The sequence below is a fragment of the Kribbella sp. NBC_00482 genome, from assembly GCF_036013725.1.
Classification (GTDB): Bacteria; Actinomycetota; Actinomycetes; order Propionibacteriales; family Kribbellaceae; genus Kribbella.
In genome coordinates, this window is sequence record NZ_CP107881.1 from 7,433,718 (window position 1) to 7,459,626 (window position 25,909).

Genomic DNA, 25,909 nt, shown 5'->3' on the forward strand with positions numbered 1-25,909 from the left:
AAAAGGCCCAGCCCGCGAGGAGAACCGGATGACAACACTCGAACTGGATCGCTCCCCTGCCGACGGTGTCGCACAGGCACGGGAACGGACGCTCGCCGGGCTGCGGTCGGCGATGCCGCCCGATCTCATGGCTGAGGCGCTGCGCTGCAGCGGACGGCTCCTCGACGAGTTGCCGCACCGGCGGGAGCTGGAGCGCAACCTCGTCCTGGTGGCGTTCGGCGGCGGCAAGGACAGCGCGTACATGCTGGCCTTCGTCCGCGCGATGCAGCTGATCCTGGACAGGGTTCACGGCCGCACGTTCCGGATGCGGGTGGCGACCAACCGGCACGCGGGCATGCCGCGCGCGGTACTCGAGAACATCGACCGCGAGTACCGGGCGCTCGGCCTGACCGACGACCCGGACTGCGAGCTGCTGCTCGTCGACGGCGACGAGATCAGCGCGTTCGACGTCGACTCCCCGCAGCGCGAACACGTCGTACGGCGCAATCGGCTCGACATCCTGATGACCGGTCACCGGACGTTCGCCGACGGACGGCCGACGTTCTGCAACTCCTGCAATCTCAGCGTCTTCAACGCCTTCGGGCTGGCGGCGGCGTACGGCGACGGCGCCGACGTGCTGATCACCGGCGACTCACCGCAGGAGCAACGTCAGTACAGCTTCTGGGTCGGCCGGCTGGCCCGGAGTTTGCGCACTGCCCCAGCCGAACGGCAGCGTGCGGGCCGGAGCGGGTTCGGCCGGATCCTCGGCCGGCTCGACGACATCTCGCAGTCGTACTTCGCCGACATCCACGGCCCGGAGGCCACCGCCGCGATCACCGAGCGCCGGGTCAGCGTGGACGTCCCGGATCGGCTGCGGTTCTTCACCGTCTACGGTGAGACCGCCTACGCGGCCGGCGACCACTTCGACCTGCTGACCGGCTTCCTCGGCTTCGAGTTCGACGACCTCGCGTTCAGCTTCACCGAGTCCGACTGTGCGAACCCGGCACTCATGGCGCACCTGCGCGGTCTGAAGGCCGAGCGCCTGTTCCAGCGGTCGTACGACGAGGGCCTGACCGAGTACGTCGGGTTCGCGCTCGGATTGATGCGCAAGAAGGACATCCCGGACGAACTGGTCGAGGTGATGCGCGTCCGGTACGACGGCCCGGACGCACCGCTCCGGATGCGGCGGGCCGCCGAGGAGTACGCGCTGACGACCTTCGGGCTCACCGAGGAGCACCTGGTCTGCATGACCTACTCCCCCTTCGCCGGACAGGGCGCCGGGCTCGAGCGGTTCCTGGATCGCGAGTACCCGGCCCTGTCCGTGCGGATCAGCGACATCCACAGCCTGCTGGCCGGTGCGGCCGAAGATCCCACGCTGGCCGCCGAACTGGAGCGGATCAGCGGCCTCACGCCGAGCCAGTTGCGCGTGCTGTACAGCCGGTCCGTGCAGAGCACCGACGGCGGTACGCCGGTCATCGACCTGATCCTGGCGGGCGATCCGCACAAGGCGGTCATCGAGACCCGGCACTCCAAGGACGGTCCGAACACCTTCGAACAGATTTCGGGACGGTAGCCATGGTCGTACACATCTCCCGGCTGGATCGCGACAACCTGCTGCACGAGTACGGCGTGGACACCCAGCGCCTGCAACCGTGGCCGGTCCTGAACGCCCCGTTCGAGACCAGCTACGCGGTCTGCCGGGCGGGGACGGTCTCCAAGCTGCACACCCATCACGAGCAGGAGATCTTCGTCGCCGTCTCCGGGGAGTGCGTGATCGAGTGCGGCGGTGAGCGGCAGCCGTTCCGGGCCGGCGACGTCGCGTACTTCACGCCCGGCCAGCTGCACCGGGTGCACAACCTCACCGACGAGGACTTCGTCTTCTGCAGCATCTGGTGGGACCCGCAGATGGCCCACCGATTCCTTGCCGAGTACGCCGGATCGGACACCGAGACGTTCGCCGCCGAGGCCGCCGCCAACGCCGCCGAGAACGACCGGACCGCCGAGGCCATCGAGACCGCCGAGCGAGTAGGAGCCAGCCAATGACCCAACTGCTGCCGTCCGACGACAACCGTCCCGTCCTCGTCCTCGGTCCGAACCCGACGCCGAACGGCGGCATGCACCTCGGCCACATCGCCGGGCCGTACCTGGCCGGCGACGTCTACGCCCGGTACCAGCGAGCCCGCGGCCGGAACGTCATCTTCACCTCCGAGACCGACGACAGCCAGACCTATGTGGTGGCGTCGGCAGGCCGCGCGGGCATCACGCCCGAGGAGTTGTGCAAGCAGTCGACCGCGAAGATCCAGGCGGCGCTCAGCGCGATCGGCATCTCGATCGACGGGTTCGGCCCGTTCGACCAGACCTACCGCGCCACTGTGCTGCAGTACTTCAGCGCGCTGCACGCCGCCGGCGTGTTCCGGCTGAAGACCGTCCGGTTGCCCTTCCTCGAACGCACCGGCGAGTTCATGGTCGAGGGCCTGATCGAGGGCGACTGCCCGGTCTGCCTGACCAGCAGCCGCGGTGGCCTGTGCGAGACCTGCTGCCACCCGAACAACTTCGACCAGCTGATCAACCCGCACTCGACGATCAACCCCGACGACGAGCTGACCTACCGCGAGGCCACCATCATGGTGCTCCCGCTCGAGGAGTACCGAGCGCAACTGACGACGTACCACGAAAAGCTGGCGGCGCATCGGCGGCCGCACGTCCGGCAGATGATCGCCGAGCTGCTGTCCCGGCCTTTGCAGGACGTGCCGATCACGTTCCCGCTGACCTGGGGTATCGACGCCCAGTTCCCGGAGGTCCCCGGGCAGGTGCTGAACGCCTGGCTCGAACTGATCCCGGCCGGCATGTTCACCACGTCGTACGCCGCCGCGAAGCTCGGCCGGGACACTGTGCCCGGCGACCTGTGGCGTAAGGCCGAGGATCTGCGGATCGTGCACTTCCTCGGCTTCGACAACGCCTACTACTTCTGCCTTCCGCACATCGCGATGCTGATGGCGCACGGCGACAAGTACGTCTGGCCGGAGTCGATCATCAACAACGAGTTCTACGAGCTGGAGAGCTCGAAGTTCTCGACCAGCAAGGGACATGTGCTGACCCCCGAGGAGCTGCTCGAGGAGGTGCCGCGCGACATCGCCCGGCTGTACCTGGCGCTCACCGCACCGGAGTACCAGCGGTCCACCTTCAGCCGGGCGGGCCTCGACACGATGGCCGAGGAACGGCTGGTCGGCCCGTGGAACCAGCTGGCCGGCATCCTCGCCAAAGCGGTCGCGAACGCCGGCGGCGACAGCCGGCTGCCGGTCTCGGACGCGGGCCGGCAGCGCGTGGCACTGATGCTCGAGCGGTTCGACCTCGGCTACGAGATGCCGACGTTCAACCTGAACCGCTCGGCGGACACTGTGTTGGTCCAGATCGACCGGTTGCGACGGCGAGCGACGACCCTCGACGGCCAGGGCCTCGACGAGGACCCCGAAGCCTGGGGCGACCTGTTCTGCGAGGTCAAGGCGCTGCTCGCGCTGGCCTCGCCCATCCTCATCGATCTGGCCGCCGCCGCGCGCGACGCCGGCGTCTTCGACGACTCGCCGGAGAGCGGGACCCTGGTCGCCGGAGCCTTCGACGCCGCCGAGGTGACCCCGTTCGCGCCTCCCCTGCTGGCGGCCGACGCGGCCGCCGGGTGATCCCAGATGCGCATCACCGTGGTCGGTGGTGGCGTCGTCGGCTTGCTCACCGCCGTCGAATGTGTCCGCGCGCCCGGCGTGACGCGGGTTGAACTCGTCGACGCCGGTCCGATCCCGTCGCCCACGGCCACCTCGAACGACCGGCTCCGGGTGGTCCGCGCCCTGCATCGCGGTGAGCCGGCGCTGACATCGGCGGCAGCCCGGGCCCACACGGGCTGGTTGGAGGTCGAGAGTCTGATCGGCTCGCGGTTCTATCACCCCTCCGGCGCGCTCACTGCGATGCCGGAGCGGACCGTGGCGGGCGACCTCGCCGTTCTCATCGCCGCCGGTGCGAGAGCCTGGGGTCTGTCGCCGACAGACTTGGCTGGACGGTATCCGTGGATCCGGTTCCCGGCCGGGTCCGGAGCCGTGCTGGAGGCCACCGCCGGCGTCGTCCTGGCCGACCATGCGCTCGTCGCGATGGCACGTTGGCTGGGTAGCAGGCCGCAGGTTCGGCTGCATCCGCACCAGCGGGTCGTCGAGGTGACCCAGCATGAACAGGGCGGACTGATCCGGTTCGCCGACGGCGAGACTCGTACCGCCGACCGGGTGGTCGTGGCGGCCGGGCCATGGTCCCGCGAGCTGGTGCCGGCCGCCGTCGCCTCCGATCTGACGCTGTGTCGGCAGAGCGTGCTGTCGTACCGGCCTCAGTCGGCCGGGATGCCCGCGGTCCTCGGACTCGGTTCGGCAGGCGACGCCTGGTTGATGTCAGCGCCGGCGCATTCGGCTGCGTCGTTGCGGCTGAGCGCAGCCAGCGCCTGCCGGCCGGCGGCCGGGATGACCGACCGGGACACCCCGGATCGATGGCGCGAACACCTCATCGGCGTCTTCACCGAGGTGCTCGCGGGCTTCGATCCGGCGGCAGTCGTCGACTGCTTCGACGGCTTCTACCTGTCCGAGCGGACCCGGGGCGGACCGCTGCTGGCGTCGTACGGCGCAGGCGCGATCTGGGCGTACGCCGCCTGCGGCGGAATGTCCTTCAAGTTCGCACCGCAGATCGCCCGCGCGCTCGCCGATCGCGTCGTTGGCGCAACCCCGCGCCCGACCGGCCTGGAGTCGGTCGACCAGCCGCGCTTTCTCGCCGCGGCCGGGAAGGAGTAGACAACCGTGAAGCTACTTGCCCTCGAAGCGGTCCAGAACGCCCGCTACTACCAGTCCCGCTACCGCCAGATCGAGGAGTTCGGCGGGACCCTCTTCGTTCTCAACGGCCTCGGCGAACCCGGCTACTGGCCGGACGAGCGGTACCGGATCACCGGCTCCAGGCACATCGACGACATCATCGCGACCGCTCGCGCGTGGCATGCGCACGAGCGATTCGACGGCGTGCTCACCTTCTCCGAGTCCGGCGTACTCACGGTCGCCGCGGTGGCCGAGGCCCTCGGCCTGCCCGGAGTCGGCCTCGACGCCGCGCGGATCAGCCGGAACAAGCTCCTGATGCGCGAGGCCCAGTTGCGCGGTGGCGCTCCGGTCCCCCGCTTCCGGCTGACGCCGGACGTCACCGCCGCGCTCGCGGCCGCGGACGAGTTCGGCTACCCGATCATCCTCAAGCCGACTTTAGGTGCCGCGAGCAACTTCGTGTTCAGGATCGACGGCCCGGACGAACTGCGCGCCCGGTTCCCGCAGGCGCTCGAGGGCATGGCGGGGATGTCCTGGTTCCAGATGGAGGCCGACGGTCTCGACCTCGGCCCGTACGGACTGCTGGTCGAATCCTTCCTGGATGGCCGGGAGCTGCAGATCGAGGCACTCGCCTGGGACGACGAGGTGTATCTCGGCGGGATCGTCGACCGGATCACGGTCGAGGGCAGCACCTTCGACGACGACGCCCACCGGGCGCCCACGACCCTCGACGCCGGCGAACTCGCCGCCGTCCACGACGTCGTCACCACCGCCGCCCACGCGCAAGGTCTACGGCGCAGCGTGATGCACGCCGAGGTCCGCTTCCACCAAGGCCGGCCGCACCTGCTGGAGATCGCTGTCCGCCCCGGTGGCGGCGGGCTGGACTACTTCGCCCGGCTGAGTGCCGGATACTGCCCGATCCGCGCCGCGATGGCCGTCGCCGCCGGAACGAAGCCCGACGTGCATCACTACCGGCCGACCGGGGTACACCTGGCCGGCACCTGCCTGATCGGCGGACCTGGCCGGGTCGAGGAGATCACCGTGCCGCCCGCGGTGGCCGGGTCCGACCGGGTGTTCTTCCTGAAGATCACGGCCAAGCCCGGCGACGTGATCCGGCGCCCGCCGGACGGCAACAACATCCTCGGCTTCCTCTGTACCAGCGGGTCGACGTTCGACGAGGCGATCCGGACGGCGTACGAGTTCGCCGGGCAGATCGACGTACGCCTGACGGCCCCTACCCGAGCCTGATCCAACCCCGACGAGAGGTGACCCGGATGTCCACCGTGTTGTCCGAACAGCAGTCCGACCAGCCGTCCGAGGACGACCGACGGGAAGTCGGGGTCGAGGGTGGCACCGTCACCTGGGCCTGCAACCCCGGCTTTCCGCCGGCCGCCATCTTCCCGTTCACGCCACGGGAACGGATCGGCATCCGCAACCTGTACGAGTTCCAGGTGCTGATGTTCCGCCCGCTCTACTGGCTCGGCCGCGAGGGCAGGCCGGAGGTGAACCCCGAACTGAGCCTGGCCTACCCGCCGGAGTGGAGCGAGGACGGACTGAGCGTCACGGTCACGCTGAAGCCCTGGCAGTGGTCCAACGGTGAGCCGATCTGCGCCGACAACGTGATGTTCTGGGTGAACATGATGGCGGTCAAGGGCGACCGGCTCGGCTACTACGTACCCGGGTACTTCCCGGACAACCTTGCGTCGTACGAGAAGGTTGCCGAGGACAAGGTTCGGTTCACCTTCGACCAGGTGTACTCCAGGACCTGGGTGGAGATGAACCAGTTGTCGCTGATCACCCCGATGCCGAAGGCCTGGGACCGAACGGCGAGCGGCCCGGCGCGGGCGTCGTACGACGTGGCCGACATTCCCGCCGTCTACGACTACCTCGTGTCGCAGAACGGCGAGTGGACGATGGAGGCGAACCACTTCCGGGGCGGCTGGGCCGAGAGCCCGGTGTGGAGCGTCGTCAACGGCCCGTGGCGGCTGAAGAGCTACACCGTCGACGGCGTCGTCACCTTCGTCCCGAACGACAAGTACTCCGGCCCGAACAAGCCGCACCTGGCCGAGTTCCGGCAGGTGCAGAACGACACCGACGAGGTGATGTACGAGCGTCTGCAGGCCGGACCGGACGCGCCGGACGGGATCCAGATCGGGTACCTGCCGTTCGGGATGGGACTCACCGACGACGGCGAGGACCCGCTCGCGGATTCGTACCGGCTGGTGCCGCAGGACGTGTTCGTGGTGCGCTACATGCCGTTCAACTTCGACAGCGACTCCACCGCGGCGCGGATCTACAAGCACACCTATGTCCGGCAGGCGCTGCAGATGTGCCTGGACCAGGACCGCGCGATCCGCGAGATCTACCACGGCAACGCGTACCGGATGGACGGGCCGGTGCCGCCGTCGCCGGCCAACCCGCACGTGTCGCCGAAGCAGCGCAAGGACCCGATGCCCTTCGACGTAGACGCGGCCCGCGACCTGCTCGAGGCGCACGGCTGGGACACGAGCACCTTGCCGGCCGGCTGCGTTCAGCCGGGTGAGGTGGCCGGCTGCGCCGGTGATGGTGTCGACATCGGTGACCGGCTCTCGTTCACGATCCGGTACGTCGAGGGCAAGGTCGCGCTGACCAGGCTGCTGGAGATGTACCGGGAGGATGCGGCCAAGGCCGGGATCGAGCTGAAGCTGGAGCCGGTGTACGGGTCGGTGATGGTGGCCGAGGATCACAGCCCCGGCGTCCCGAGCAAGCGGCTGTGGGAGATCAACACCTGGAACGGCGGCTGGTCCTTCTACGGTCACCTGACCGGCGAGATGCTGTTCCGCACCGGTGGCGGCAGCAACTTCGGGGACTACAGCGACCCGAAGGCCGACGAGCTGATCGACCGCACGGTGCACAGCGACGACCCGGAGGCGATGTACGAGTACCAGGACTACATCGCCGAACAGGTGCCGACCATCTGGTCGCCGGGCTTCCCGAACCGGATGTTCGAGGTCGCGAAGAACCTCCGCGGCGTCGAGCCGATCAACCCGTACGGCCTCATCAACCCCGAGGACTGGTACTACGTCGAGAAGTGACCTGAACAGCAGACCGCCCCGGCCGATCATCCGGCCGGGGCGGTCCGTCGTTTCAGGGCTTCGGCGGAAGGGTCGTGGCCGGTAGGTGGTGCATGCCTCGGAGGAGGGTGCTGGGCTCCCACTCCAGGAAGCTCGGGTCCGCGGTCATGCGTAGGTGCGGGAAGCGTTCGATCAGCCGGGTCAGCGCGATGTCCGTCTGCATCTTGGCCAGTGGCTGCCCGATGCAGAAGTGCGGGCCGTGGCCGAACCCCAGGACCCCGTTGGGACGGCGGTCGAGGTCGAGCGTGTTCGCGTTCGGGAACTGTTCGTCGTCGCGGTGCGCGGACAGGATCGACAGCGCCAGGATGTTGTTCTTCGGTACGACGACATCGCCGATCTCGATGTCCTCCGCCGTGAACCGGAACGTGGCCACTCCGACGCCGCCGTCGTACCGCATCAGCTCGTCGATCGCCTGCGGCATGATCGACAGGTCGGACCGCAGCCGCGCCATCGCGTCGGGGTTGCTGAGCAGGCTGAGGATGCCGTTCGACAGCGTGTGCTGGGAGGTGATGTGGCCGGCCACCGTGTACAGGAAGATCATCGCGACGAGTTCGTCGTCGGTCAGCCGGTCGCCGTTCGGGTTGCCCTCGAGCATCGCGCTGACCATGTCGTCGGCCGGGTTCTCGCGCTTCATCGCGATGATCTGGTGCCCGTAGGCGAGCACATTCTTCGAGGCGGTCTCGACCACCTCCGGCGGGTGCCCGGCGCCGACCAGCTCGACCGCCCACTGCTGGAACCGCTCGCGGTCCTCGAACGGGATGCCGAGCACGTCGCAGATGAGATTGATCGGCAGCGGCTGGGCGTACTCGGTGACCAGGTCGATGTCGTCGCGGCCTTCGAGCTTGGTCAGGTAGTCGTCGACCAACTGCTCGATCCGCGGCCGGAACTCATCCATCCGGCGCAGGGTGAACGCCTTGCTCACCAGCGAACGCAGCCGCGTGTGCCGGGGCGGGTCGCTGTTCAGCATGTGCTGCGACAGCTCGTCGTCGAAGCCGACGTCGGGCTTCTCGTCCTCGACGTAGGTCCCGGTGTGGCGGGCGAACATCTCGTTCATCCGGGTGCCGTCCTTGCTCACCCGGGGGTCCTGGAGCAATGCGCGTACGTCGGCGTACCGGGTCACCAGCCAGACGTCGGCACCGTGCGGGAAGACCACGTGGTGCACCCGGCCGGCTGTGCGGTACGGCTCGAGGATCTCGTACGGCCTCTGCATGAAGTCGTCCGGAATCCGCGGGAGGGCCTCCGTCATTTCGGTTGTCATAGATCCGATCCTCCTGGCTGCAGGCATGTCGACAGGGGCGCACGTACGCTTCCGCTACGCGTCGCCGTCATTCATCAGAGGCAGCACCGGCCAGGCCCTGATACGCCTTGTTTTGTTGCCTTTGAGGGCTGTCCGTACGGCGCTCCAACCGATAACGTGCAGGACCGAACGCACAGAGGGGTGGAGTGGCTGATGAGCGAAGAAGTCGACCGCGAACCGGGTTCGGCCGGGCAGCCGGGCGAAGGCCTGGGCGCCATCGCTACCTGGCGCCAGACGTCGATCACGTCGAAGGCGCTGCTGTTCGGAGTTTTCGTCAACCGGCTGGGCGCCTTCCTGCAGATCTTCCTGGTGCTGTTCATGACCCACCGCGGGTTCACGGTCGGCCAGGCAGGTTTCGCGCTCGGCGTCTACGGCGCCGGTCACGTGCTGGGGGCGTTCGTCGGCGGCTGGCTGACCGACCGGCTGAGTGCCCGGGCGGCGACGTTGATCAGCATGCTCGGCTCGGCCGCGCTGATCGTCTCCATCCTGTACATCAACGTGTACTGGGTGATCCTCCTGGCGATCATCACGGTCAGCACCGTCAGCCAGCTGAACCGGCCGGCCGCGCAGGCCATGCTGGCCGAGCTGACCAAGCCGGGTCAGCTCGTGATGACGATGGCGATGTACCGGCTGGCCATCAACCTCGGTACGGCGGTGACACCGATCGTCGGCGTCGCGCTGGTGTCGGTCTCGTACAACCTGCTGTTCTGGGCGGAGGCGTTCGCCGCCGTGCTCTACAGCGCGATCGCCTGGAAGTTCCTTCCTGGAAAGGCCGCACCGGACGAGGCCGCGAGCGCCGCCAAGGCCGCGGAGCCGAAGCAGGGGTACCGCGCGGTGCTGGCGGACTGGCGGTACGACTTCTACCTGGCCGCCGTGTTCCTGGTGACGATCGTCTACTGCCAGTACATCGCCGTGCTTCCGCTCGCGATCGTGAACGACGGCCTCAGCCTGTGGTGGTACAGCGCGATCGTCTCCGCGAACGCCATCGTGGTCGCCGTCTGCGAGGTGCCGGCCACCAAGTACGTGCAGACCTGGCCGTTGCGCCTGACCGCGATCGCGGGCTTCGGCCTGGTCGCGGTCGGCTACGGCGTCTACGCGATCGCGCTGGTCCCGGTGCTGCTGATCATCGGCACGCTGATCTGGACGACGTCGGAGATCATCGGCGCACCGACCACGTTCGCCTACCCGGGGATGGTCGCGCCACCGCACCTGCGGGGCCGGTACTCCGGCGCCATGCTGAGTGTCTTCGGTCTCGGCAACGCGGTCGGTCCGGCGGTCGGCGTCTTCCTGTGGGAGAAGGTCGGCCAGACCTTCTGGCTGTGGGCAGCGGCAGTGGCCGTCCTCTCCGCCGTCTGCGCCCGGATCGGGATGCGCCGCCCCGACGAGCAGCCGGCCGACGCGGCTGCCACCTCCGAGGCCCCCGGCGCCAACCCCGAAGCAGCCACCTGAGGATCCGCGTAAAAGAAGGGGGCCGGTGCAAGATGCACCGGCCCCCTTCTTTTCAGTTCTTGCGGACCGGAAGCGCGGAGCCCGGCTCGACGTCCGAGTCCTCCGGCAGGGCATGCAGGCAGCAGCCGACCGACGCGCCGGCGTCCAGCCGGACCACCTCGACGTCGGACTCGACAGACATGGCCCGCGCGTACACACCGCCGAACCCGTTCACGACGGTGTAGACGCCCCAGTTCACGAGCCACGGCGCCGGGTCGCCGTCCGGCATCGGGAACAGCTCCGGCACCGGACGGATCCGGCGTTGGACGACCCACGGGCCGTCTAGTGCCTCCCGAACCCGCTCCTCCCACAGCTCTCCGTCGGTGTCGGCACGCCAGCCCAGCAGCACGCCTTCCCCGCTGTGCCGCGACGTCGGCTTGAGGACCAGTTCTGCCTGATGACCGAGCACGTAGTCGAGCAGCTCGACCTGTGTGCCGTCCTCCAGCGTCACCGGCCCGGAGCGCACCATCCGGGTCCAGGGCAGGATCCGGTCGAGGCTGGTCAGGGTCTGCTGGTCGAAGTACTGGCGGTTGGCCTCGTCGGACAGCACCGCGAGAGCTCCCTTGCTGGCGAACATCTCGGCGTCCAGCGGCGTGAAGATCTTCACCTCGCCGCGGGCGGCGGCGTCCAGGATCGGGTCCATCATCGCCGACGCGTCCGAGTGCTCGAGCAGATCCTCCAGCATGAAGAGGCGCTGGATGATGTCGACCTTCACGTCGCCGAGCCAGACGCCGCCGTCGCGGACCTCGAGCTGCCCGATGTGGCCGACGTGGGCGTCGATTCCCATGTCCTGCAGGCGCGTCGCGAAGTGCCGCATGTACGGCTCGAGGGTCTCGTAGCTGCTCGGCCAGTCGACGGTGGCCAGCACCGGCCGGGAGTCGTGCGCGAACCCGGACTCGACGAACATGTTGTTGACCTGTTCGCGCATCGTGTCCACGTAGGCCAGGCGGTGCGTCTGCGCGAACTCCGCGAGGATCGGCTGATCGAGCAAGGCCCGGGCCATGTCGGACTGGTCGATGCCGCCGAGCGCACTGCCCATGTTGAACTCGAGCAGCTTGAACCCGCTCTCGTCCAGGTACAGGTCGGCGCGGCTCTGCTTCGTCACCGTCGCGCCGCGGCTGCGCAGTACGGCCGAGACCTGTACGTCGGTCATTCCGACCGAACGGGCGAACGCCGCCAGATCACCGCCGTACAGCTTGTCGGGCAGGCTGGTGAGTGCAGCGTGCATGGTCAGGATGTCGTTCGCGAGCTGCTCACACTCGTCGGCGCCGAGGAACAGCGGCCGCGCCAGGTACCGGCCGCCGTACACCGACTGCAACCCGATCGACTCGGGGTGGGTGCTCACGAGTTCGGCGGCAGAGATCCCGCGGCGCTTGATCTCGTCCAGGTATTGGGCAGTGAGTTCAGCTCGGCTCAGGCCGGTCAGCATATTCGGGACCTCCGGGGTCAAGACGGAACAGAGCGCTCCTGCTCGGACAGAGACCGGCGCGGTCGCCCGGAAATACACCGGCCGGCGCGAGTATCTGATCGCGGCTCCCGCGCGCTCTTGTCGGCATGGAACTCATCTCCGAGGTCGGTACGCCGACCACCGCCGACGTACTGTCCGACGCCGCGATCCGGCGGAGCACCCATCGCCGGTACCTGATGTGCCCGCCCACCCACTTCGACGTCACCTACTCGATCAACCCGTGGATGAATCCCGCCAAGCCGACCGACCAGCCGATCGCGGCGGCGCAGTGGCAGCGGATCCACGACCAGCTGCTCGACCTCGGGCACACCGTGGACGTGATCCCACCGGTGCCCGGGCTGCCGGACATGGTGTTCGCCGCGAACGGCGCGACCGTCTGGGGCGACCGCGCGCTCGTAGCCCGCTTCCGGCACGCCGAGCGGGACGCAGAGTCGGCGTCGTACCTGGAATGGTTCGCCGGTCGCGGTCTGCACGTCCAGCAGGCCTCGACGGCGAACGAGGGTGAAGGCGACTACCTGTCCGCCGGGCCTTGGTTGCTGGCCGGCAGCGGGTTCCGCACCGACCGCCGGGCCCACCTCGAGAGCGAGCAGTACTTCGACCGCCCGGTGATCGGCCTGACCCTCGTCGACGACCGGTACTACCACCTGGACACCGCACTGGCCGCGCTGGACGACGAGACCGTCATGTACTACCCGGGCGCCTTCACCCCGGGGAGTCAGGCGATCCTGCGCGAACTCTTCCCGTCCGCGATCATCGCGACCGCCGAAGACGCCGCCGTGTTCGCTCTCAACGCGGTGTCCGACGGCCTGCATGTCCTGATGCCGGCAGGTTCCACCAACCTGGTCGCACAGTTGCGGGAGGCAGGCTTCGTCCCGATCGGCATGGACGTCTCCGAACTCCTGCGGGCCGGTGGTGGCGTCAAGTGCTGCACGTTGGAGCTACACGGATGATCGACTACAACGGCAGAAGGTTCTCCCCCGCCGGACACCATGCGGAAGGCAACGACGTCACGGTCGCGTCGTACCGGCAGCGCGGCGACCTGCTCTGGGCGGACTTCAGCGGCGGTCGCGTACGGCGCGGTGCGCTCACCGGCGTGTGCCGGCCGGACGACACACTCGAGTTCAGCTACACCATGGTGCTCGCCGACGGCGTACTGGTCGCAGGGCACTGCGAGAGCACACCCGAGTTGCTGCCCGACGGTCGGATCCGGTTGCACGAACGCTGGGAGCGGTACGGTCCACAGGCCGCGACCGGGGTGTCCGACCTCGATGAGATCGCCCCCGGCTGATCGGCCGGATGTATCAGGCCACCGTCGATCCGCACTCTGCTTGTCATGAATCACGCCGAAGGCTTGGAGGTCAGCGCCGACGGCTTGTCCGTGGTGCTGACCAGCGTGTCGTCGGACTCGCACACCTGGAATCTGGTCGTCCTGCAACTGGTTCTCGAGGAGCTCGGCCATCAGGTGCACAACCTCGGCGCCTGCGTTCCGGACGAGCTGATGGTGTCCGAATGCCTGCGACTGCGGCCGGATCTGATCGTCGTCAGCAGTGTCAACGGGCACGGCTTCCACGACGGCCTGCGGCTGATCCGTCAGGTCCGGAACCACGCCGAACTGGCCGGCACTCCGATGGTGATCGGCGGGAAGCTGGGGATCGCCGGACCGGGCTGCGACCGCAGCCGGACCCAACTGACAGCGGCCGGGTACGGCGCGGTCTTCGAGGACGGCACCGGGCTCACCGCCTTCCAGTCGTACGTCGGCCGGCTCGCCATCGGCCAGGCTTCGTGAGCGTCCCGGAGACCGGCTCGTTCGGTGACTTCGTCGCCCGGGCGCACCAAGCAGGCAAGCTCGTGGTGCAACCGCGGATGGGTGTCAGCGATCCCGCCGCAATGCACGCGGGGCTCCTGGCCACCCGGAAGGCGACGGCGACCGCGGTCGGCACGATCACGCTCGACAGCTACACCCGAATGGGTGACAACGCGAACGCGCGCGCTGCACTTGCTGCTGGCATCGAGCTCAACGGATACCCCATCGTCGCGCACGACCCGGCCGTCACCCGATCGGTACTGGACGGTGTCGCCGGGCCTGACTTCCCGGTGCAGATTCGGCACGGATCCCCTTGTCCCGAGCCGATCGTGGCCGCGCTGATCCAGGCTGGTCTGCATGCGACTGAGGGCGGGCCGGTCTCCTACTGCCTGCCCTACAGCCGGATGCCGCTGGAGGACTCGATCCCGAACTGGGCCCGCAGCTGTGACCTGCTGGCGGAGGTCAGAGCGACCGGAGTCGAACCGCACGTCGAGAGCTTCGGCGGCTGCATGATGGGTCAGCTCTGCCCACCCGGCCTGCTAGTGGCGTTGAGCGTTTTGGAGTGCATGTTCTTCCGGCAGCACGGAATCCGTAGTGTCTCGCTGAGCTACGCCCAGCAAACCAACCCGGATCAGGACACGGAAGCGCTGCTGGCGTTGCGCCGGCTGGCCACGCAGTGGCTGCCGGACGTCGACTGGCACATCGTCGTCTACACCTACATGGGGGTGTATCCGCGGACGCCTGACGGTGCCACCGGTCTCCTGGAGGAAGCGGCCAGGCTCGCGGTCCGGGCCGGCGCGGCGCGGCTGATCGTGAAGACGGTTGCCGAGGGCTACCGAATTCCCACGTTCGCCGAGAACGTCGCCGCTCTCGAGACCGCGGCGCTGGCCGCCGAAGGTTGCCTCACGATCGCCGGCGATCCCGTCGACACCGGCATCCACGCCGAGGCGACCGCCTTGATCGAGGCGGTGCTCGACCTCGGCCCGGATCTCGGCGCGGCACTGGCCACCGCCTTCCGGCGCGGCTACCTCGACGTGCCGTACTGCCTGCATCCGGACAACGCCGGCCGGGCCCGCAGCTACCTCGACAGTACCGGGCGGCTGCAGTGGTCGTCGATCGGGTCGTTGCCGATCCGCGGTGTCGTCGGCCCGACCGACTCCGCGAAGCTGACGGCGGCCGGGCTGCTGGCCTCGCTGTCGTACGTGGAACGGACGTTCGACAACGCGAGCCTCGAGCAGGAGTTCCAAGCCGACTCATCAGGGAGCACAGATGACCGAGACCCGGATCCCGGAAACCGAAGCCCGGCTGCCCGCCAGTCCGCGTGAGCACCTCACCTCACCCGTCACCCGGTCGGTCCTCAAGATCCAGCACCGGATGCTCGCCGCGGCCCGGGAGTTCCTAGGCGCCAAGGGTTTCATCGAGTTGCTGCCGCCGGTGATCGGCCCGGTCACCGACCCGGGCGCGCGCGGCGCCAAGCAGGTCGACGTGGACTACTACGGGCACCGGTACAAGCTGATGACCAGCGCGATCCTCTACAAGCAGGCCGCGCTGACGTCGTTCGACAAGATCTTCTTCATCGCGCCGAACATCCGGCTGGAACCGCTCGAGACCGCGTCGACCAGCAGGCACCTGGCCGAGTTCCACCAGATCGACATCGAGATGGCGGACGCGTCCCGGGACGACGCCATGGCGATCGTGGAGGACCTGGTGCGCCACGTCGTACAGCAGGTGGTGGCGGAGCTCCCCGACGAGTTCGAGGCCCTTGGCCGCGACACGTCCGAGCTCGCCGAGTTGCTCAGTACGCCGTTCGGGCGCCGGACGCACGCCGACGCGGTCGCCGACCTGCGGGCGACCGGTCACGACCAGAGCCCGGACGCCGAGCTCGACTGGGTGGGCGAGGCGAAGTTGTCGGCGAAGGCGAGCCGGCCGTTCTTCGTCACCGACTACCCGAAGGGATCGCGCGGCTTCTACGACCGGGAGTCCAAGGACCTGCCCGGCATGCTGCGGAACTTCGATCTGATCGCCGCCGAGGGGTACGGCGAACTGTGCAGCGGCAGCGAACGCGAGCAGGACTACGCCACGATCATCGCGCGGATGCGGGAGACGGCGGAGAACCCGGCGAAGTACGCGTGGTACCTGCAGATGCTGCGGGACGGCGTACCGCCGAGCGCCGGTTTCGGTCTCGGCCTGGAGCGGTTCACCCGCTACGTCGCCGGGCTGGACTCGGTCTGGCAGGCCAGCGCCTTTCCGAAGGTACCCGGCATCGCTTCACCCTGACCGCGGTTCCAGCGAGGATGTCGCGCGTGACAGAAACCGGCAGGCTGAGTCTCGGGCAAGGTACGGCGTTGTACATCGGAGCCGTACTGGCGACCGGTGTCATCGCGCTACCGGCGCTCGCCGCCGAAGTAGCAGGCCCCGCGTCATTGCTGGCCTGGTTAGGCCTGGCAGTGGTGTCCGCTCCGCTGGCTGCCACCTTCGCCGCACTCGGTGCGCGCTATCCGGATTCGGGCGGCATCGCGACGTACGCGCGATTGGCCTTCGGTGAGCGGGCAGCGGCGATCGTCGGCTGGTGCTTCTACCTGTCCGTACCGGTCGGCGGTCCCGCCGCCGCGCTGTGGGCGGGTGGATACGTCGAAGCAGCGCTGGGCGGCGAACAAGGCGTCGTGTTCGCAACCATGCTGGCGCTCCTGGCCGTCGTGCCGGCTGCGAACGCCTTCGGTATCGAGGTGACCGGCCGGGTCCAGATCGGCCTCGCCGGGCTGCTGACGCTCTTCCTGGGCCTCGCGGTCGCGCTCTCGCTGCCGCACGCCGACCTGTCCAACCTGCAGCCTTTCGCGCCGCACGGTTGGCAGGCGATCGGCCCTGCCGCCGCGCTCCTGGTTTGGAGCTTCGTCGGTTGGGAGACGGTCACCTACCTCACCGCCGAGTTCCGCCACCCGGCCCGCGACGTACCGCGAGCCACTGCCATCGCGGTGATCGTGGTCGGCGTGATCTACCTCAGCGTCGCGTTCGCCACCATCACGGTGCTGGGCCCGCGGGCCGCCGACACCGACGCGCCGCTCGGAGATCTACTCGCGATCGGCCTTGGCGGCAACGCCCGCGTGCTGGCCGCGGCGGCGGCCGTCCTCCTGACCTTCGGTGCGATGAACGCGTACTACGCGGGCGCATCCAAGCTCGGCGCGGCCCTCGCTCGCGACGGCGCTCTCCCTGTCTGGCTGGCCCGTGGCAGCTCTGCGGGCGTCGTGCCACGCCGCAGTCTCGCCGTACTCAGCGCAATGTCGATGGTGACTGCCGTTGTCGTGGTGGTGGCAGGAGTCGCTCCGCAATCGCTGGTCCTGCTCACCACCGGGCTGTTCGTGACCGTGTACGCCGTCGGCGTCGCGGCGGCAGTGAAGCTGCTGCCGCGACGCAGCCGGGCACGTTTCGCCGCACTTGTCGCGCAGGGAGCCGTTGTGGTCCTGCTCCTGATGGCCGGGGTCTACCTTCTGTGGCCGGCGCTCGTCAGCGTGGCCGCGCTGCTGTACCTGAGGCTGTCCCGCCCACGCGTTCAGCGGCGTCCGTAGAGCGCCCGCAGGCCGAGTACGTCGCCGCGGCCCAAGGTGCGCATGTGTGCAGTGCAGCGTCGTACGCCGGGGTACATCGTCAGGTTGAGGTCCTCGGCGGCACTCAGGTTGACGAGCCCGTAGACGTGGCCCATCTCGTGGGTCAGCACCGACTCCACGTCGTACCGCCAGCGGTCCTGATCCGGCGGTTGCGCCGGGTCGCACGCTGTGTCGCGGGACGGGTCGTACGTCCATTTGTAGTCGCCGTTGTTCATCCGGATGTCGGCCGAGACGGCCTGCGTCACGCCATGGCGGGTCTCCGCCCACGTGCAGGTCCACGCCAGTGTCGCCTCGAGGAAGTCGCCGGGCAGGTCCCCCGCATCGATCACATTGCGGCCGTCGGAGGCACCGCAGGTCGTCTGGCCGTCGGCGTACACGAAGTTGCCGCGTACGGCGGTGTGGCCGACCAGGCCGCCCGATGCGGCGGTGTCGCCTCGCATACCGCAGGTGTTGCGGCCGCGGGTCATGTTGACCACGGACCTGCGGGCAGCCGCATCGAAGTCGGCCTGACTGCCGTTGGTGAGCGCCGTTCCCTTGGTCGTCCGGAACAACCATGGCCGGTACCACTTGTACGGACGGAGGAGGTAGCTGTCTCGCTCGCATGCTCCCGGACCGGGCAGGTCCGGGAAGCGGTCCTTCGTGACGTGCTCGCCGGTAGTCACCACACCTCGGGCGTCAGTCGTCAGGCTGTAGGTCCGGGCCTCGTTCGGATACAGCATGTCCAGAGTGACGCTGCCACCCGGCGGTTGCACCTGAAGCGGTACGCCGTCCCCCGCGTCGACGAGCCGTCCGACCGCGCCGCACTCGATCGCGGAGCGAGACGCCAGGTCGCTCGCCTTCAGCACACCTCGTGGCAAGCCGCATGGATCGGCCGCGACGGCGGTGGCCGTCGGCGGGATCGAGCCGACGCCGAGCGTCAGGCCGAGCATGATCGTGATTGCACGCGTGAACCTCATTGGTGTCCCCCTCGAGCCGACGCCCCTACTTGCTAGAGGGGCCCGACGACGTCCACTGATACGGGCCGTATTTTCGTCGTACCGCCAACGCCTCTTCCGGTCAGAAGCCGACCGAAGGAGCGCATCCTGTACGCCGAGGGGTTCCCCGAAGAGTCGATCCGCCGCCGCGCCCGGACCGGCGCCGCCGACGCGTTCCCGTCCACGGACGACTACGGGCACGTGTTGTTCGGAGCCGACTGTTCCGTTCCGGAGGACGATCACCTCGACCGCCTGCGGCTGGTGCCGCCGGTCTTCGTACCGCAGCGGCTGGCACAACTCGTCGAACTGGCCCGGGAGCCGACGTACCGCGATGTCCTGCTGGAGACGACGATCGGCGGGTTCCGGTCGGCGTTGCCGGTGTACGTCTCGGCGTTCGGCTCGACCGAGGCGGCGAGCGTCGCACTCGGCCTGGCCGCCGGCCGTCAGGCCGGACGCCTCGGGATCCCGATGGTCATCGGCGAGAACGTGATGCCGGTCAACAGTTACGGGCGGCTCGAGGACGACGCGGAACGCTCGCTGCTCGGCCGGATCCGCGCGTACCAGGACGGGGCACTGGACGGGTACGGCGGCGTTGTCGTCCAGCAGAGCACCGAGGACGCCGACGCCGAGGTGTGGAACCTCGTGTACAGCGATCCGAACGCCCTTCCACTGCTGGAGTCCGGGCGGCTCGCGTTCGAACTCAAGGTCGGGCAGGGCGCCAAACCCGGGCTGGGCGGGATGACTCTGGTCGGTGCGGACGCCGCCGCCCGGCTGGCCGACGCGTACCTCCTCGACCCGGTCTTCGGCGGCGACCGGGTCCTGCGCAGCAGCAGCCCCGGCACCTTCACCGAGGAGATCCTGCGGCAACAGATCCGCCTGATGCGCAACAACTATCCACGGGCCAGAGTGTGGGTGAAACTGCCGCCCGCGCGAGACGTCTCGACAGCAGCGCAGGTGGCCTGGGCAGCCGGCGCGGACGCGGTGTCCGTCGACGGCGCCGAGGCAGGTACAGGCTGGGCTCCGCGCGCCTTCCTCCGCCACGTCGGGCTTCCGCTGGGCGAATGCCTGCAGCGGATCGGGCACGACCGAGCACCTTCCGACCCGTCCTGCCTGCTGGTCTCCGGACGGATGTGGGAGGGCGCGCGGGTCGCCAAGTGCCTGGCCCTCGGCGCGACCGCGGGCGGCCTGGGCCGGGCCGCGCTCATCGCGGTGGACACCGACCCCGACCACGGCCTCGTCAATCTCGTCGAGTGCCTCGCGCTGGAGTTGCAGTTCCTCGTCAGTGCTCTCGGCAAGTACCACGTGCAGGCACTCGGTCCGGAAGATCTCTGGAGCCCTACGCCAGCGTCGTCCTGGGCGACAGGGCTCGGCTCCGGTCCAGCTTGAAGATGTCTGCGACAACCCTGCGCGGATCGGCTCCGATCTGCCGGCTGCGTACCAGATCCACCAGCTCCGGCGTGGGCTCGACACCGATTTCGCTGGCCAGACTCCGCTGGAAGAACTCGAGCCGGCGGATCGCCTCGACCACGTTGTCCTCGGCGAGATGAACCTCGATCAGCACCCTGGTCGCGCTCTCCCGCAACGGTTCCAGTCGCACGGCCGCCATCGCTGCCTCGATCGCCTCGGCGTACCGCCCGGAGCAGGTCAGTTGCTGGGCCGTCAGCTCGAGCGCGTGCAACTGCAGCTGGCGCAGGCGTTCCCGCCCCAGCAGGACCCAGTCGTCGTACCAGCCCGGGAGCAGCTCGCCCATCGCGGCGAGGGTCGGCAAGAGCCCTTGGTCTGCACCGCATTCGCCGTCGTTGATCACTCGGCGAATGGCGGTGATGAGGGTGTTCACGTCGACGTCCACGGACTCGTCGACGCGCAGCGTCTCGTCACCGGTGATCAGGGGCTGTGGACTCAGCTGGCGGAGCCGCCACAGCGCGGTGCGCAAACAGGCCTGCGCCTTCGAGTCCGACACCTCCGGCCAGAGGGTGCCGGCCACCTCCGCGCGGCTGGATCGCCCGCGGAGCGCGACGAACGCCACGACGCGGCGCGCACTGAGCGGGATCGACAAGGTCTGTTGACCGTCGACGACCCAGAAGCCGTCGAGCATCCGCAGCCGCACCGATCGGTGGGCTCCGGCAGGCGGGATGTCCGGATCAGGATCGTCTGCCGGTACGGGCCGAGCGCGCATCTATCGATCTCCCCCCACTGGGTAAGAAGAATCCTCAAGACCCGCCCGGCTCGGGAACGTTCCAATACCGCGAGAAGTCTCGGGCGGGCGGGCCCTGTCGTACAGGTATCGCGACTTCTCGTTAGGTTGTTTCCGAGCTACCTCCCGTGAAGGTAGAGCCGTCACCTGTTTGAGTACAAGCAGTTGGCGCGACGGATATCCCGCACTTGCCATCGGTAGGTGTATCACCCACACCGGATCAACCCCTCTCGTTCGTCAGTGACGGCTCCCGGGAGGCTGGCGTGAACGACGACAACGGTGTCGTGCTGCAGTTGGGCAGCGGCTTCCAGCCGTACCGCGAGTACCTGGTCCAAGGTGCGGCCGCGTGCAGCCGGCTCTGGCTGATCGACGACGAGCAGGCCACCTGGCAGACGCCGTACGTTGCCGGCAGCTCTGTGGTCGTCCCTCTCGAGGGAGCCGGATTGGTGCTAGACCACAACGGTCTGCTCGCGGCCGCCGAAGCTGTTGCCCGTACGTACGGAGTCCGCGGAGTCTTCACGTACGACGAACCGTCGGTGATCGCGACCGCCCTGGTGGCGGAGCGACTCGGGCTGCCCGGTCTGACCGCACGAGGTGCGCAAGGTTGTCGCGACAAGGCGCGGACCAGACAGGCGCTCACTGCTGCCGGTCTGCCGCAGCCGAAGTTCGCGGTGGCCACGACGGCCGTCGAAGCCGCCGCCGCGGCCGAGGACATCGGCTATCCGGTCGTGGTCAAACCACGCGGTATGGCGGCGAGCATCGGCGTTGCCGTGGTGAGCGATGCGGCCGGAATCGCCGACGCGTTCGACCGCGCCGACAGCTCGAGCCGGAACGGTCCGGTCGAGTACCACGGTGGGGCGTTGATCGAGGAACTGGTCGACGGTCCGGAGATCAGCGTCGACGGTGCGGTGGTGGCAGGCGAGTACCTGCCGTTCTGCATCGCCCACAAGCAGCTAGGCGAACCGCCGTACTTCGAGGAGGTCGGACACCTCGTCGACGGGGCGGACCCGTTGCTGGACGACCCCGAGTTGCGCGAGCTGCTCCGCTCCGCGCACGAAGCGATCGGCGCGCCGTACGGCATCACCCACACCGAGATCCGGTTCAGCTCGCGCGGACCGGTGGTGATCGAGATCAACGGCCGGCTCGGCGGTGACCTGATCCCGTACCTGGGCAAGCTGGCCACCGGTATCGACCCCGGTGCGGTCCTGGTCGACGTGGCGCGGGGCAACCGTCCCCTGCTGGAGCCCGACCATCGGACCTGCGTCGGAATCCGGTTCTGCTACCCGCCCGAGGACTGCCGCGTCGTGGAGATCACCGTCCCCGAGCCGGGGTCGGCGCCGGGTCTGGTGGAGGCACATCCGATGGTCGAACCCGGAGCGACCGTCCGGCTGCCACCGCGGGCACACATCGGCCGGCACGCGTACGTCGTCTGCAGCGCGGGCGATCTCGCCACCTGTGCCGACCGGCTGACTGCCGCGGCCGATCTGGTGCAACTGAAGTACGACGCGCTGAACGAGCCCGAGTATTCCGGACGGCCCTGGTGAGCCACGACCCTTTGGAGTTGCTATGACCAACCACGACGTCGAACTGCTCGCCATCGGCGCCGGGCCGGCCAACCTCGCCCTCGCGGTCGCGCTGGAGGAACTCGGCGCCGACGGCCTGGCGGAGAGCTCGCTCCTCATCGAACGCGGGCCGACGGTCGAGTGGCAACGCGGCCTGCTGCTGCCCTGGACGAAGAGCCAGGTTGCCTTCGCCAAGGACCTGGTGACGCTGCGGAACCCGCGCAGCAAGTTCACCTTCCTGAACTACCTGCGCAGCGTCGGCCGGCTCGACGACTTCATCAACATGGGCAGCTTCACGCCGTACCGCGTCGAGGTCTCCGGCTATCTGCAGTGGGTGTCGGAATCGCTGCGGAAGGTGCAGCTGCGGCTCGGCTGCGACTGTACGTCGGTCGAACCCGTCCGGGATTCCGCCGGCCGTCTGACCGGATGGCTGACCCGGCTCGCCGACGGCACCGAGATCTCCAGCCGCTACCTGGTCGTCGGCGCCGGGCGCGACCCGTACGTGCCGCCGGAGCTCAGCCATCTGCCCGCCGACCGGCTGATCCACAGCACCCGGTACCGCAGCCGGATCGCGACCCTCGACAAGGACCAGCCGCACCGGATCGCGGTGGTCGGCGCGGCGCAGAGCGCGGCCGAGATGTTCCGGGCAACGCAGCACGACCTGCCCAACAGTGATGTGAGTTGGGTGATGCGATCGATCGGGCTGCGCGCGTACGACACGAACAAGTTCACCAACGAGCTCTACTACCCGTCGTACATCGACAAGTTCTTCGAGGCCTTGCCGGAGGGCAAGAAGCAGATCCTGCAGGAGATGCACCTGACGAACTACTCCGGCGTCGAGAGCGACCTCCTGCAGGAGCTCTACACCGGTCTGTACCTGGACCGGCTGAGCGGCGTCGACCGGCAGCGGCTGGTGCCGATGACCGACATCACCGGTGCTCGCGCCGACGGGGACGAGATCGTCCTCGAGCTCACTGACCGCAAGACCGGCGGCGTCGACGAGCTACGTCGCGATCTGGTCTTCCTCGGCACCGGCTTCGTCCGGGAGATGCCCGGGCTGATCCGCGGGCTCGGCGCGGCGATCGGGCTCGACCGGATCGAGGTCAACCGGCAGTACCGTCTGGACCTCGGCGAGCCGTCGGACGCGGCCTGCTACCTGCAAGGCGTGAACGAGGCGACGCACGGCATCGCCGACTCGCTGCTCAGCGTCCTCGGCAACCGGGCCGCAGACATCGCGCAGGACATCCTCGCTCACCGCGCCGCCAAGCGAGTCAACGGCGTCCACCGTCGTACTGCTGTCTCGGTGCCTGCCGACGGCGCAGTGTCCGCCTGACAGGCGTGCCCATGCCCTCGTTGATTCCCAAGCCTGGTAGGGCATTGGCGGTCGCAATCGTCCTGGTTGCCGGCGCGGTCGCCCTGGCCGCCGTGTGCTTCGCAGCGGGTTGGCTGCGGCCTGAACACACGGCCGCGGCGTCCGTACCTCCGGCCGCCGGCCCAACCTCGGCACAGTTGATGTGGCGGCTCCTGTTGGCGATCGCAGCCGTCTGCGCACTGGCAACCCTGTTCGGCCGGCTTGCAAGGTTGGTCGGACAGCCCGCCGTCGTCGGCGAGATCATCGCCGGGCTGGTACTCGGGCCGTCGGTGATCGGATCGCTGACGCCCTGGCTGTACAACGCCGTACTGCCCGCCGAGGTACGACCGAACCTCGGCCTCCTGGCACAGGCCGGGCTGACCGTCTTCATGTTCGCCGTCGGGTCCGACTTCGGCCGGATCGGCCGCGAGCGCGGTGCGATCGCGGCCACCAGCCTCGCGATCATGGCGGTTCCGTTCGCCCTCGGGCTGCTCGCGGCGATACCGCTCTACTCGACGCTGGCCGGTCCCACGGTGGACCGGTTGCCGTTCGCCGTCTTCATCGGTACGGCGCTCAGCATCACCGCGTTCCCCGTCCTGGCGCGGATCGTTCAGGACTGCGGGCTGCAGGACACCCGGCTCGGATCGCTGGCCATGCTGTGCGCCGCCGCCGCGGACGTGCTCGCCTGGTGCGCCCTCGCGATCACGATGGCGATGATTCGGTCCACCGGTCCTGGTGATGCTCTGCTGGCACTGGGCCTGACCGTTCTCCTGGGCGCCGTTTCCTTGCTGGTCCTCCGACCGTTGCTGCTCCGTCTGTCGCTCCGGTACGCCGCCTCCGTGCCCACGCCCATCCTGGTGCTGCTCGTCCTCGCTCTGATCCTCGGTCTCGCCGCGGCGACCGACCAGATCGGCGTCCACGCGATCTTCGGCGGCTTCCTGGCCGGCCTCGTGCTGCCGAAGGACAGCCTGCCGGTGACCGCCGTGGCCCAGCAGATCGGCGGGCTCAACCGCACTCTGCTGGTGCCGGTCTTCTTCGCATCCATCGGCCTGCAGACCGACGTCAGCGCAGCGGTCTCGCAACCGCAGGTACTCGCCGCCGGCGCTCTTCTGCTGGTCGTAGCGGTCATCGGCAAGCTGGCCGGAGCCGTACCGGTGGCCTTGGCCGGCGGTCTGCCCGCGCGGTCCGCGGCCGGCCTGGGAGTCCTGATGAACGCGCGCGGGATCACCGAGATCGTCGTACTGTCCGCCGGGCTCGGTGTCGGCATCATCAACCACAGCGCCTTCACGGTGATGGTGATGATGGCGCTGGTCACCACGATGATGGCCGCGCCGTTGCTGCGTCTGCTCGGCCCGTCCCTGCTGTACCGGAACACCTCCGACCGGCCCCCGGAGAAGGCGTATGCGAGCGGTGACGCCACAAGCACGATTTCGTGACGAATCGACTACGTCTTCGTGACGGCCTCGGTGATCGAATAGGCGGCGAAGGCAGCACTGTCGACGACCACGGGGGACGTGAGTGAGGCACAGGGCCGTCGGCTAGATCCTCCTGTGCTCCCGCGCGTCTTGTCGCCAGCTGCGCGAATCAGCGAAAGGACGTGGAGCGTGACGACGATCTCGCTACGCAGCACCGCACGGCCGCTCGAGGGAACCCGCGACCGCACCGAGTCCGGTCCCTCGATCGCGGATGTTCTCAGCCGCGCACTCGGCTCCGACTGGTCGGCCTGGAAGGAGCTGGAAGCGCGCTACGGCTCACTCCTTCTGCACACCGCTCGCGGTGTCGGCCTGAGCCACAGTGACGCCGCGGACGCGGCTCAGCTCACCTGGCTGCGGTTGTGGCAACACGGCCGTCAGATCCGTGACCCGGAATGCCTTCCCGCCTGGCTGGCCGCGACGGCCCGCCGGGAAGGACTGCGGGTGGCGATCAGCCGGAAGCGGTACCTGCTGTACGCCGATCCGACCACCGAGCACAGCGACGGCCAACGCGCCGCCGTGGTCGACGTCTACCCGGCCGACGGCGAGTACGAGCCTTCAACGGAACGAGCCCTGTCCCGGCTGCCCGCCCGCTACCAGAAACTGATCAGGCTGCTGATGTCGGACAGCTGCCCGTCCTACCTGGAGATCGCCGAGAAGCTGAACCTCCCGGTCGGCAGCATCGGCCCGATGCGCATGCGAGCGCTCCGCATGCTCCGCCACTCCCCCGAGCTGACCACCCACTGAAAACCGGCGCCCGGCCAGGCGCTCTC

Annotated in this window: 22 protein-coding genes; 18 read left to right on the plus strand and 4 right to left on the minus strand. The window is 68.7% G+C overall.

The window, feature by feature from the left end; translation table 11 throughout:
* Nucleotides 1-28 precede the first annotated feature (28 nt).
* From OHB24_RS36030 to OHB24_RS36055, 6 genes are read left to right on the plus strand one after another with little or no spacing between them, the layout of a single operon-like run.
* On the plus strand, nt 29-1,552 hold the full coding sequence (locus tag OHB24_RS36030) for a PqqD family protein (RefSeq protein ID WP_327635383.1): 1,524 nt from the start codon (nt 29-31) through the stop codon (nt 1,550-1,552).
* A gap of 2 nt (nt 1,553-1,554) precedes the next feature.
* Nucleotides 1,555-2,022 (plus strand): cupin domain-containing protein, encoded by a 468-nt coding sequence (locus tag OHB24_RS36035; RefSeq protein WP_327635384.1) that lies wholly within the window; start codon nt 1,555-1,557, stop codon nt 2,020-2,022.
* The gene (locus tag OHB24_RS36040; protein WP_327635385.1) at nt 2,019-3,656 is read left to right on the plus strand and encodes a class I tRNA ligase family protein; all 1,638 of its coding nucleotides are present in this window, start codon (nt 2,019-2,021) and stop codon (nt 3,654-3,656) included. Before OHB24_RS36035 ends, OHB24_RS36040 begins: the two co-directional genes overlap by 4 nt.
* Nucleotides 3,657-3,662: 6 nt before the next feature.
* On the plus strand, nt 3,663-4,796 hold the full coding sequence (locus OHB24_RS36045; RefSeq protein WP_327635386.1) for an FAD-dependent oxidoreductase: 1,134 nt from the start codon (nt 3,663-3,665) through the stop codon (nt 4,794-4,796).
* Nucleotides 4,797-4,802: 6 nt separating this feature from the next.
* On the plus strand, nt 4,803-6,059 hold the full coding sequence (locus OHB24_RS36050) for an ATP-grasp domain-containing protein (protein ID WP_327635387.1): 1,257 nt from the start codon (nt 4,803-4,805) through the stop codon (nt 6,057-6,059).
* 26 nt (nt 6,060-6,085) lie between these two features.
* On the plus strand, nt 6,086-7,885 hold the full coding sequence (locus OHB24_RS36055; protein WP_327635388.1) for an ABC transporter substrate-binding protein: 1,800 nt from the start codon (nt 6,086-6,088) through the stop codon (nt 7,883-7,885).
* Between the two features lie 52 nt (nt 7,886-7,937).
* Here the strand turns inward: OHB24_RS36055 and OHB24_RS36060 are convergent, their stop codons facing one another.
* Nucleotides 7,938-9,182: a cytochrome P450 family protein gene (locus OHB24_RS36060; RefSeq protein ID WP_327635389.1), complete on the minus strand. Its 1,245-nt coding sequence runs from the start codon at nt 9,180-9,182 to the stop codon at nt 7,938-7,940.
* Between the two features lie 192 nt (nt 9,183-9,374).
* Between OHB24_RS36060 and OHB24_RS36065 the strand changes: the two genes are divergently transcribed.
* Entirely contained in the window at nt 9,375-10,670 is a 1,296-nt protein-coding gene (locus tag OHB24_RS36065; protein ID WP_327635390.1) for an MFS transporter, read from the plus strand.
* A 52-nt stretch (nt 10,671-10,722) separates the two neighbouring features.
* Here OHB24_RS36065 and OHB24_RS36070 read toward each other — a convergent pair whose 3' ends face one another.
* On the minus strand, nt 10,723-12,138 hold the full coding sequence (locus OHB24_RS36070) for a hypothetical protein (protein WP_327635391.1): 1,416 nt from the start codon (nt 12,136-12,138) through the stop codon (nt 10,723-10,725).
* A 125-nt stretch (nt 12,139-12,263) separates the two neighbouring features.
* Between OHB24_RS36070 and ddaH the strand changes: the two genes are divergently transcribed.
* The 6 genes from ddaH to OHB24_RS36100 are packed head-to-tail and all read left to right on the plus strand — an operon-like array spanning nt 12,264 to nt 17,544.
* Nucleotides 12,264-13,127, plus strand: coding sequence for a dimethylargininase (gene ddaH / locus OHB24_RS36075; RefSeq protein WP_327635392.1), 864 nt, complete (start codon nt 12,264-12,266; stop codon nt 13,125-13,127).
* On the plus strand, nt 13,124-13,465 hold the full coding sequence (locus OHB24_RS36080; protein ID WP_327635393.1) for a hypothetical protein: 342 nt from the start codon (nt 13,124-13,126) through the stop codon (nt 13,463-13,465). The genes ddaH and OHB24_RS36080 overlap by 4 nt, the downstream gene beginning before the upstream one ends.
* 45 nt (nt 13,466-13,510) lie before the next feature.
* A complete protein-coding gene (locus tag OHB24_RS36085; protein WP_327635394.1) occupies nt 13,511-13,963 on the plus strand; it encodes a cobalamin B12-binding domain-containing protein in 453 nt (150 codons plus the stop codon).
* Nucleotides 13,960-15,306, plus strand: a complete 1,347-nt coding sequence (locus OHB24_RS36090; RefSeq protein WP_327635395.1) for a methylaspartate mutase — start codon at nt 13,960-13,962, stop codon at nt 15,304-15,306. Before OHB24_RS36085 ends, OHB24_RS36090 begins: the two co-directional genes overlap by 4 nt.
* Nucleotides 15,251-16,258 carry an asparagine synthetase A gene (locus OHB24_RS36095; RefSeq protein WP_327635397.1) on the plus strand — a complete coding sequence of 336 codons (1,008 nt, stop codon included), beginning with the start codon at nt 15,251-15,253 and terminating at the stop codon, nt 16,256-16,258. Before OHB24_RS36090 ends, OHB24_RS36095 begins: the two co-directional genes overlap by 56 nt.
* 17 nt (nt 16,259-16,275) lie before the next feature.
* Nucleotides 16,276-17,544 (plus strand): APC family permease, encoded by a 1,269-nt coding sequence (locus OHB24_RS36100; protein ID WP_442913934.1) that lies wholly within the window; start codon nt 16,276-16,278, stop codon nt 17,542-17,544.
* Here OHB24_RS36100 and OHB24_RS36105 read toward each other — a convergent pair.
* Nucleotides 17,529-18,539, minus strand: a complete 1,011-nt coding sequence (locus tag OHB24_RS36105) for a matrixin family metalloprotease (protein WP_327635399.1) — start codon at nt 18,537-18,539, stop codon at nt 17,529-17,531. The two genes, OHB24_RS36100 and OHB24_RS36105, sit on opposite strands and share 16 nt — an antisense overlap.
* Nucleotides 18,540-18,758: 219 nt before the next feature.
* Here OHB24_RS36105 and OHB24_RS36110 point away from each other — a divergent pair, with 219 nt between their 5' ends.
* Nucleotides 18,759-19,943: a glutamate synthase-related protein gene (locus OHB24_RS36110; protein WP_327635400.1), complete on the plus strand. Its 1,185-nt coding sequence runs from the start codon at nt 18,759-18,761 to the stop codon at nt 19,941-19,943.
* Here the strand turns inward: OHB24_RS36110 and OHB24_RS36115 are convergent.
* The gene (locus OHB24_RS36115) at nt 19,894-20,733 is read right to left on the minus strand and encodes an AfsR/SARP family transcriptional regulator (RefSeq protein ID WP_327635401.1); all 840 of its coding nucleotides are present in this window, start codon (nt 20,731-20,733) and stop codon (nt 19,894-19,896) included. The genes OHB24_RS36110 and OHB24_RS36115 overlap by 50 nt on opposite strands.
* 281 nt (nt 20,734-21,014) lie before the next feature.
* Here OHB24_RS36115 and OHB24_RS36120 point away from each other — a divergent pair, with 281 nt between their 5' ends.
* The 4 genes from OHB24_RS36120 to OHB24_RS36135 all read left to right on the plus strand — a co-directional run bounded on the left by OHB24_RS36120 (nt 21,015) and on the right by OHB24_RS36135 (nt 25,883).
* Nucleotides 21,015-22,295, plus strand: coding sequence for an ATP-grasp domain-containing protein (locus OHB24_RS36120; RefSeq protein ID WP_327635402.1), 1,281 nt, complete (start codon nt 21,015-21,017; stop codon nt 22,293-22,295).
* A gap of 22 nt (nt 22,296-22,317) precedes the next feature.
* Nucleotides 22,318-23,646 (plus strand): SidA/IucD/PvdA family monooxygenase, encoded by a 1,329-nt coding sequence (locus OHB24_RS36125; RefSeq protein ID WP_327635403.1) that lies wholly within the window; start codon nt 22,318-22,320, stop codon nt 23,644-23,646.
* Nucleotides 23,647-23,657: 11 nt separating this feature from the next.
* Nucleotides 23,658-25,100: a cation:proton antiporter gene (locus tag OHB24_RS36130; protein ID WP_327635404.1), complete on the plus strand. Its 1,443-nt coding sequence runs from the start codon at nt 23,658-23,660 to the stop codon at nt 25,098-25,100.
* A 168-nt stretch (nt 25,101-25,268) separates the two neighbouring features.
* Nucleotides 25,269-25,883 (plus strand): RNA polymerase sigma factor, encoded by a 615-nt coding sequence (locus tag OHB24_RS36135; protein ID WP_327635405.1) that lies wholly within the window; start codon nt 25,269-25,271, stop codon nt 25,881-25,883.
* Nucleotides 25,884-25,909: the final 26 nt, after the last annotated feature.

Bases quoted from the DNA above. Each gene is read 5' to 3' on its own strand.
- OHB24_RS36030 (WP_327635383.1), top strand. From the start codon at position 29: ATGACAACACTCGAACTGGATCGCTCCCCTGCCGACGGTGTCGCACAG.
- OHB24_RS36035 (WP_327635384.1), top strand. From the start codon at position 1,555: ATGGTCGTACACATCTCCCGGCTGGATCGCGACAACCTGCTGCACGAG.
- OHB24_RS36040 (WP_327635385.1), top strand. From the start codon at position 2,019: ATGACCCAACTGCTGCCGTCCGACGACAACCGTCCCGTCCTCGTCCTC.
- OHB24_RS36045 (WP_327635386.1), top strand. From the start codon at position 3,663: ATGCGCATCACCGTGGTCGGTGGTGGCGTCGTCGGCTTGCTCACCGCC.
- OHB24_RS36055 (WP_327635388.1), top strand. From the start codon at position 6,086: ATGTCCACCGTGTTGTCCGAACAGCAGTCCGACCAGCCGTCCGAGGAC.
- OHB24_RS36060 (WP_327635389.1), bottom strand. From the start codon at position 9,182: ATGACAACCGAAATGACGGAGGCCCTCCCGCGGATTCCGGACGACTTC.
- OHB24_RS36065 (WP_327635390.1), top strand. From the start codon at position 9,375: ATGAGCGAAGAAGTCGACCGCGAACCGGGTTCGGCCGGGCAGCCGGGC.
- OHB24_RS36070 (WP_327635391.1), bottom strand. From the start codon at position 12,138: ATGCTGACCGGCCTGAGCCGAGCTGAACTCACTGCCCAATACCTGGAC.
- ddaH (WP_327635392.1), top strand. From the start codon at position 12,264: ATGGAACTCATCTCCGAGGTCGGTACGCCGACCACCGCCGACGTACTG.
- OHB24_RS36080 (WP_327635393.1), top strand. From the start codon at position 13,124: ATGATCGACTACAACGGCAGAAGGTTCTCCCCCGCCGGACACCATGCG.
- OHB24_RS36085 (WP_327635394.1), top strand. From the start codon at position 13,511: ATGAATCACGCCGAAGGCTTGGAGGTCAGCGCCGACGGCTTGTCCGTG.
- OHB24_RS36095 (WP_327635397.1), top strand. From the start codon at position 15,251: ATGACCGAGACCCGGATCCCGGAAACCGAAGCCCGGCTGCCCGCCAGT.
- OHB24_RS36100 (WP_442913934.1), top strand. From the start codon at position 16,276: ATGTCGCGCGTGACAGAAACCGGCAGGCTGAGTCTCGGGCAAGGTACG.
- OHB24_RS36105 (WP_327635399.1), bottom strand. From the start codon at position 18,539: ATGAGGTTCACGCGTGCAATCACGATCATGCTCGGCCTGACGCTCGGC.
- OHB24_RS36115 (WP_327635401.1), bottom strand. From the start codon at position 20,733: ATGCGCGCTCGGCCCGTACCGGCAGACGATCCTGATCCGGACATCCCG.
- OHB24_RS36125 (WP_327635403.1), top strand. From the start codon at position 22,318: ATGACCAACCACGACGTCGAACTGCTCGCCATCGGCGCCGGGCCGGCC.
- OHB24_RS36130 (WP_327635404.1), top strand. From the start codon at position 23,658: ATGCCCTCGTTGATTCCCAAGCCTGGTAGGGCATTGGCGGTCGCAATC.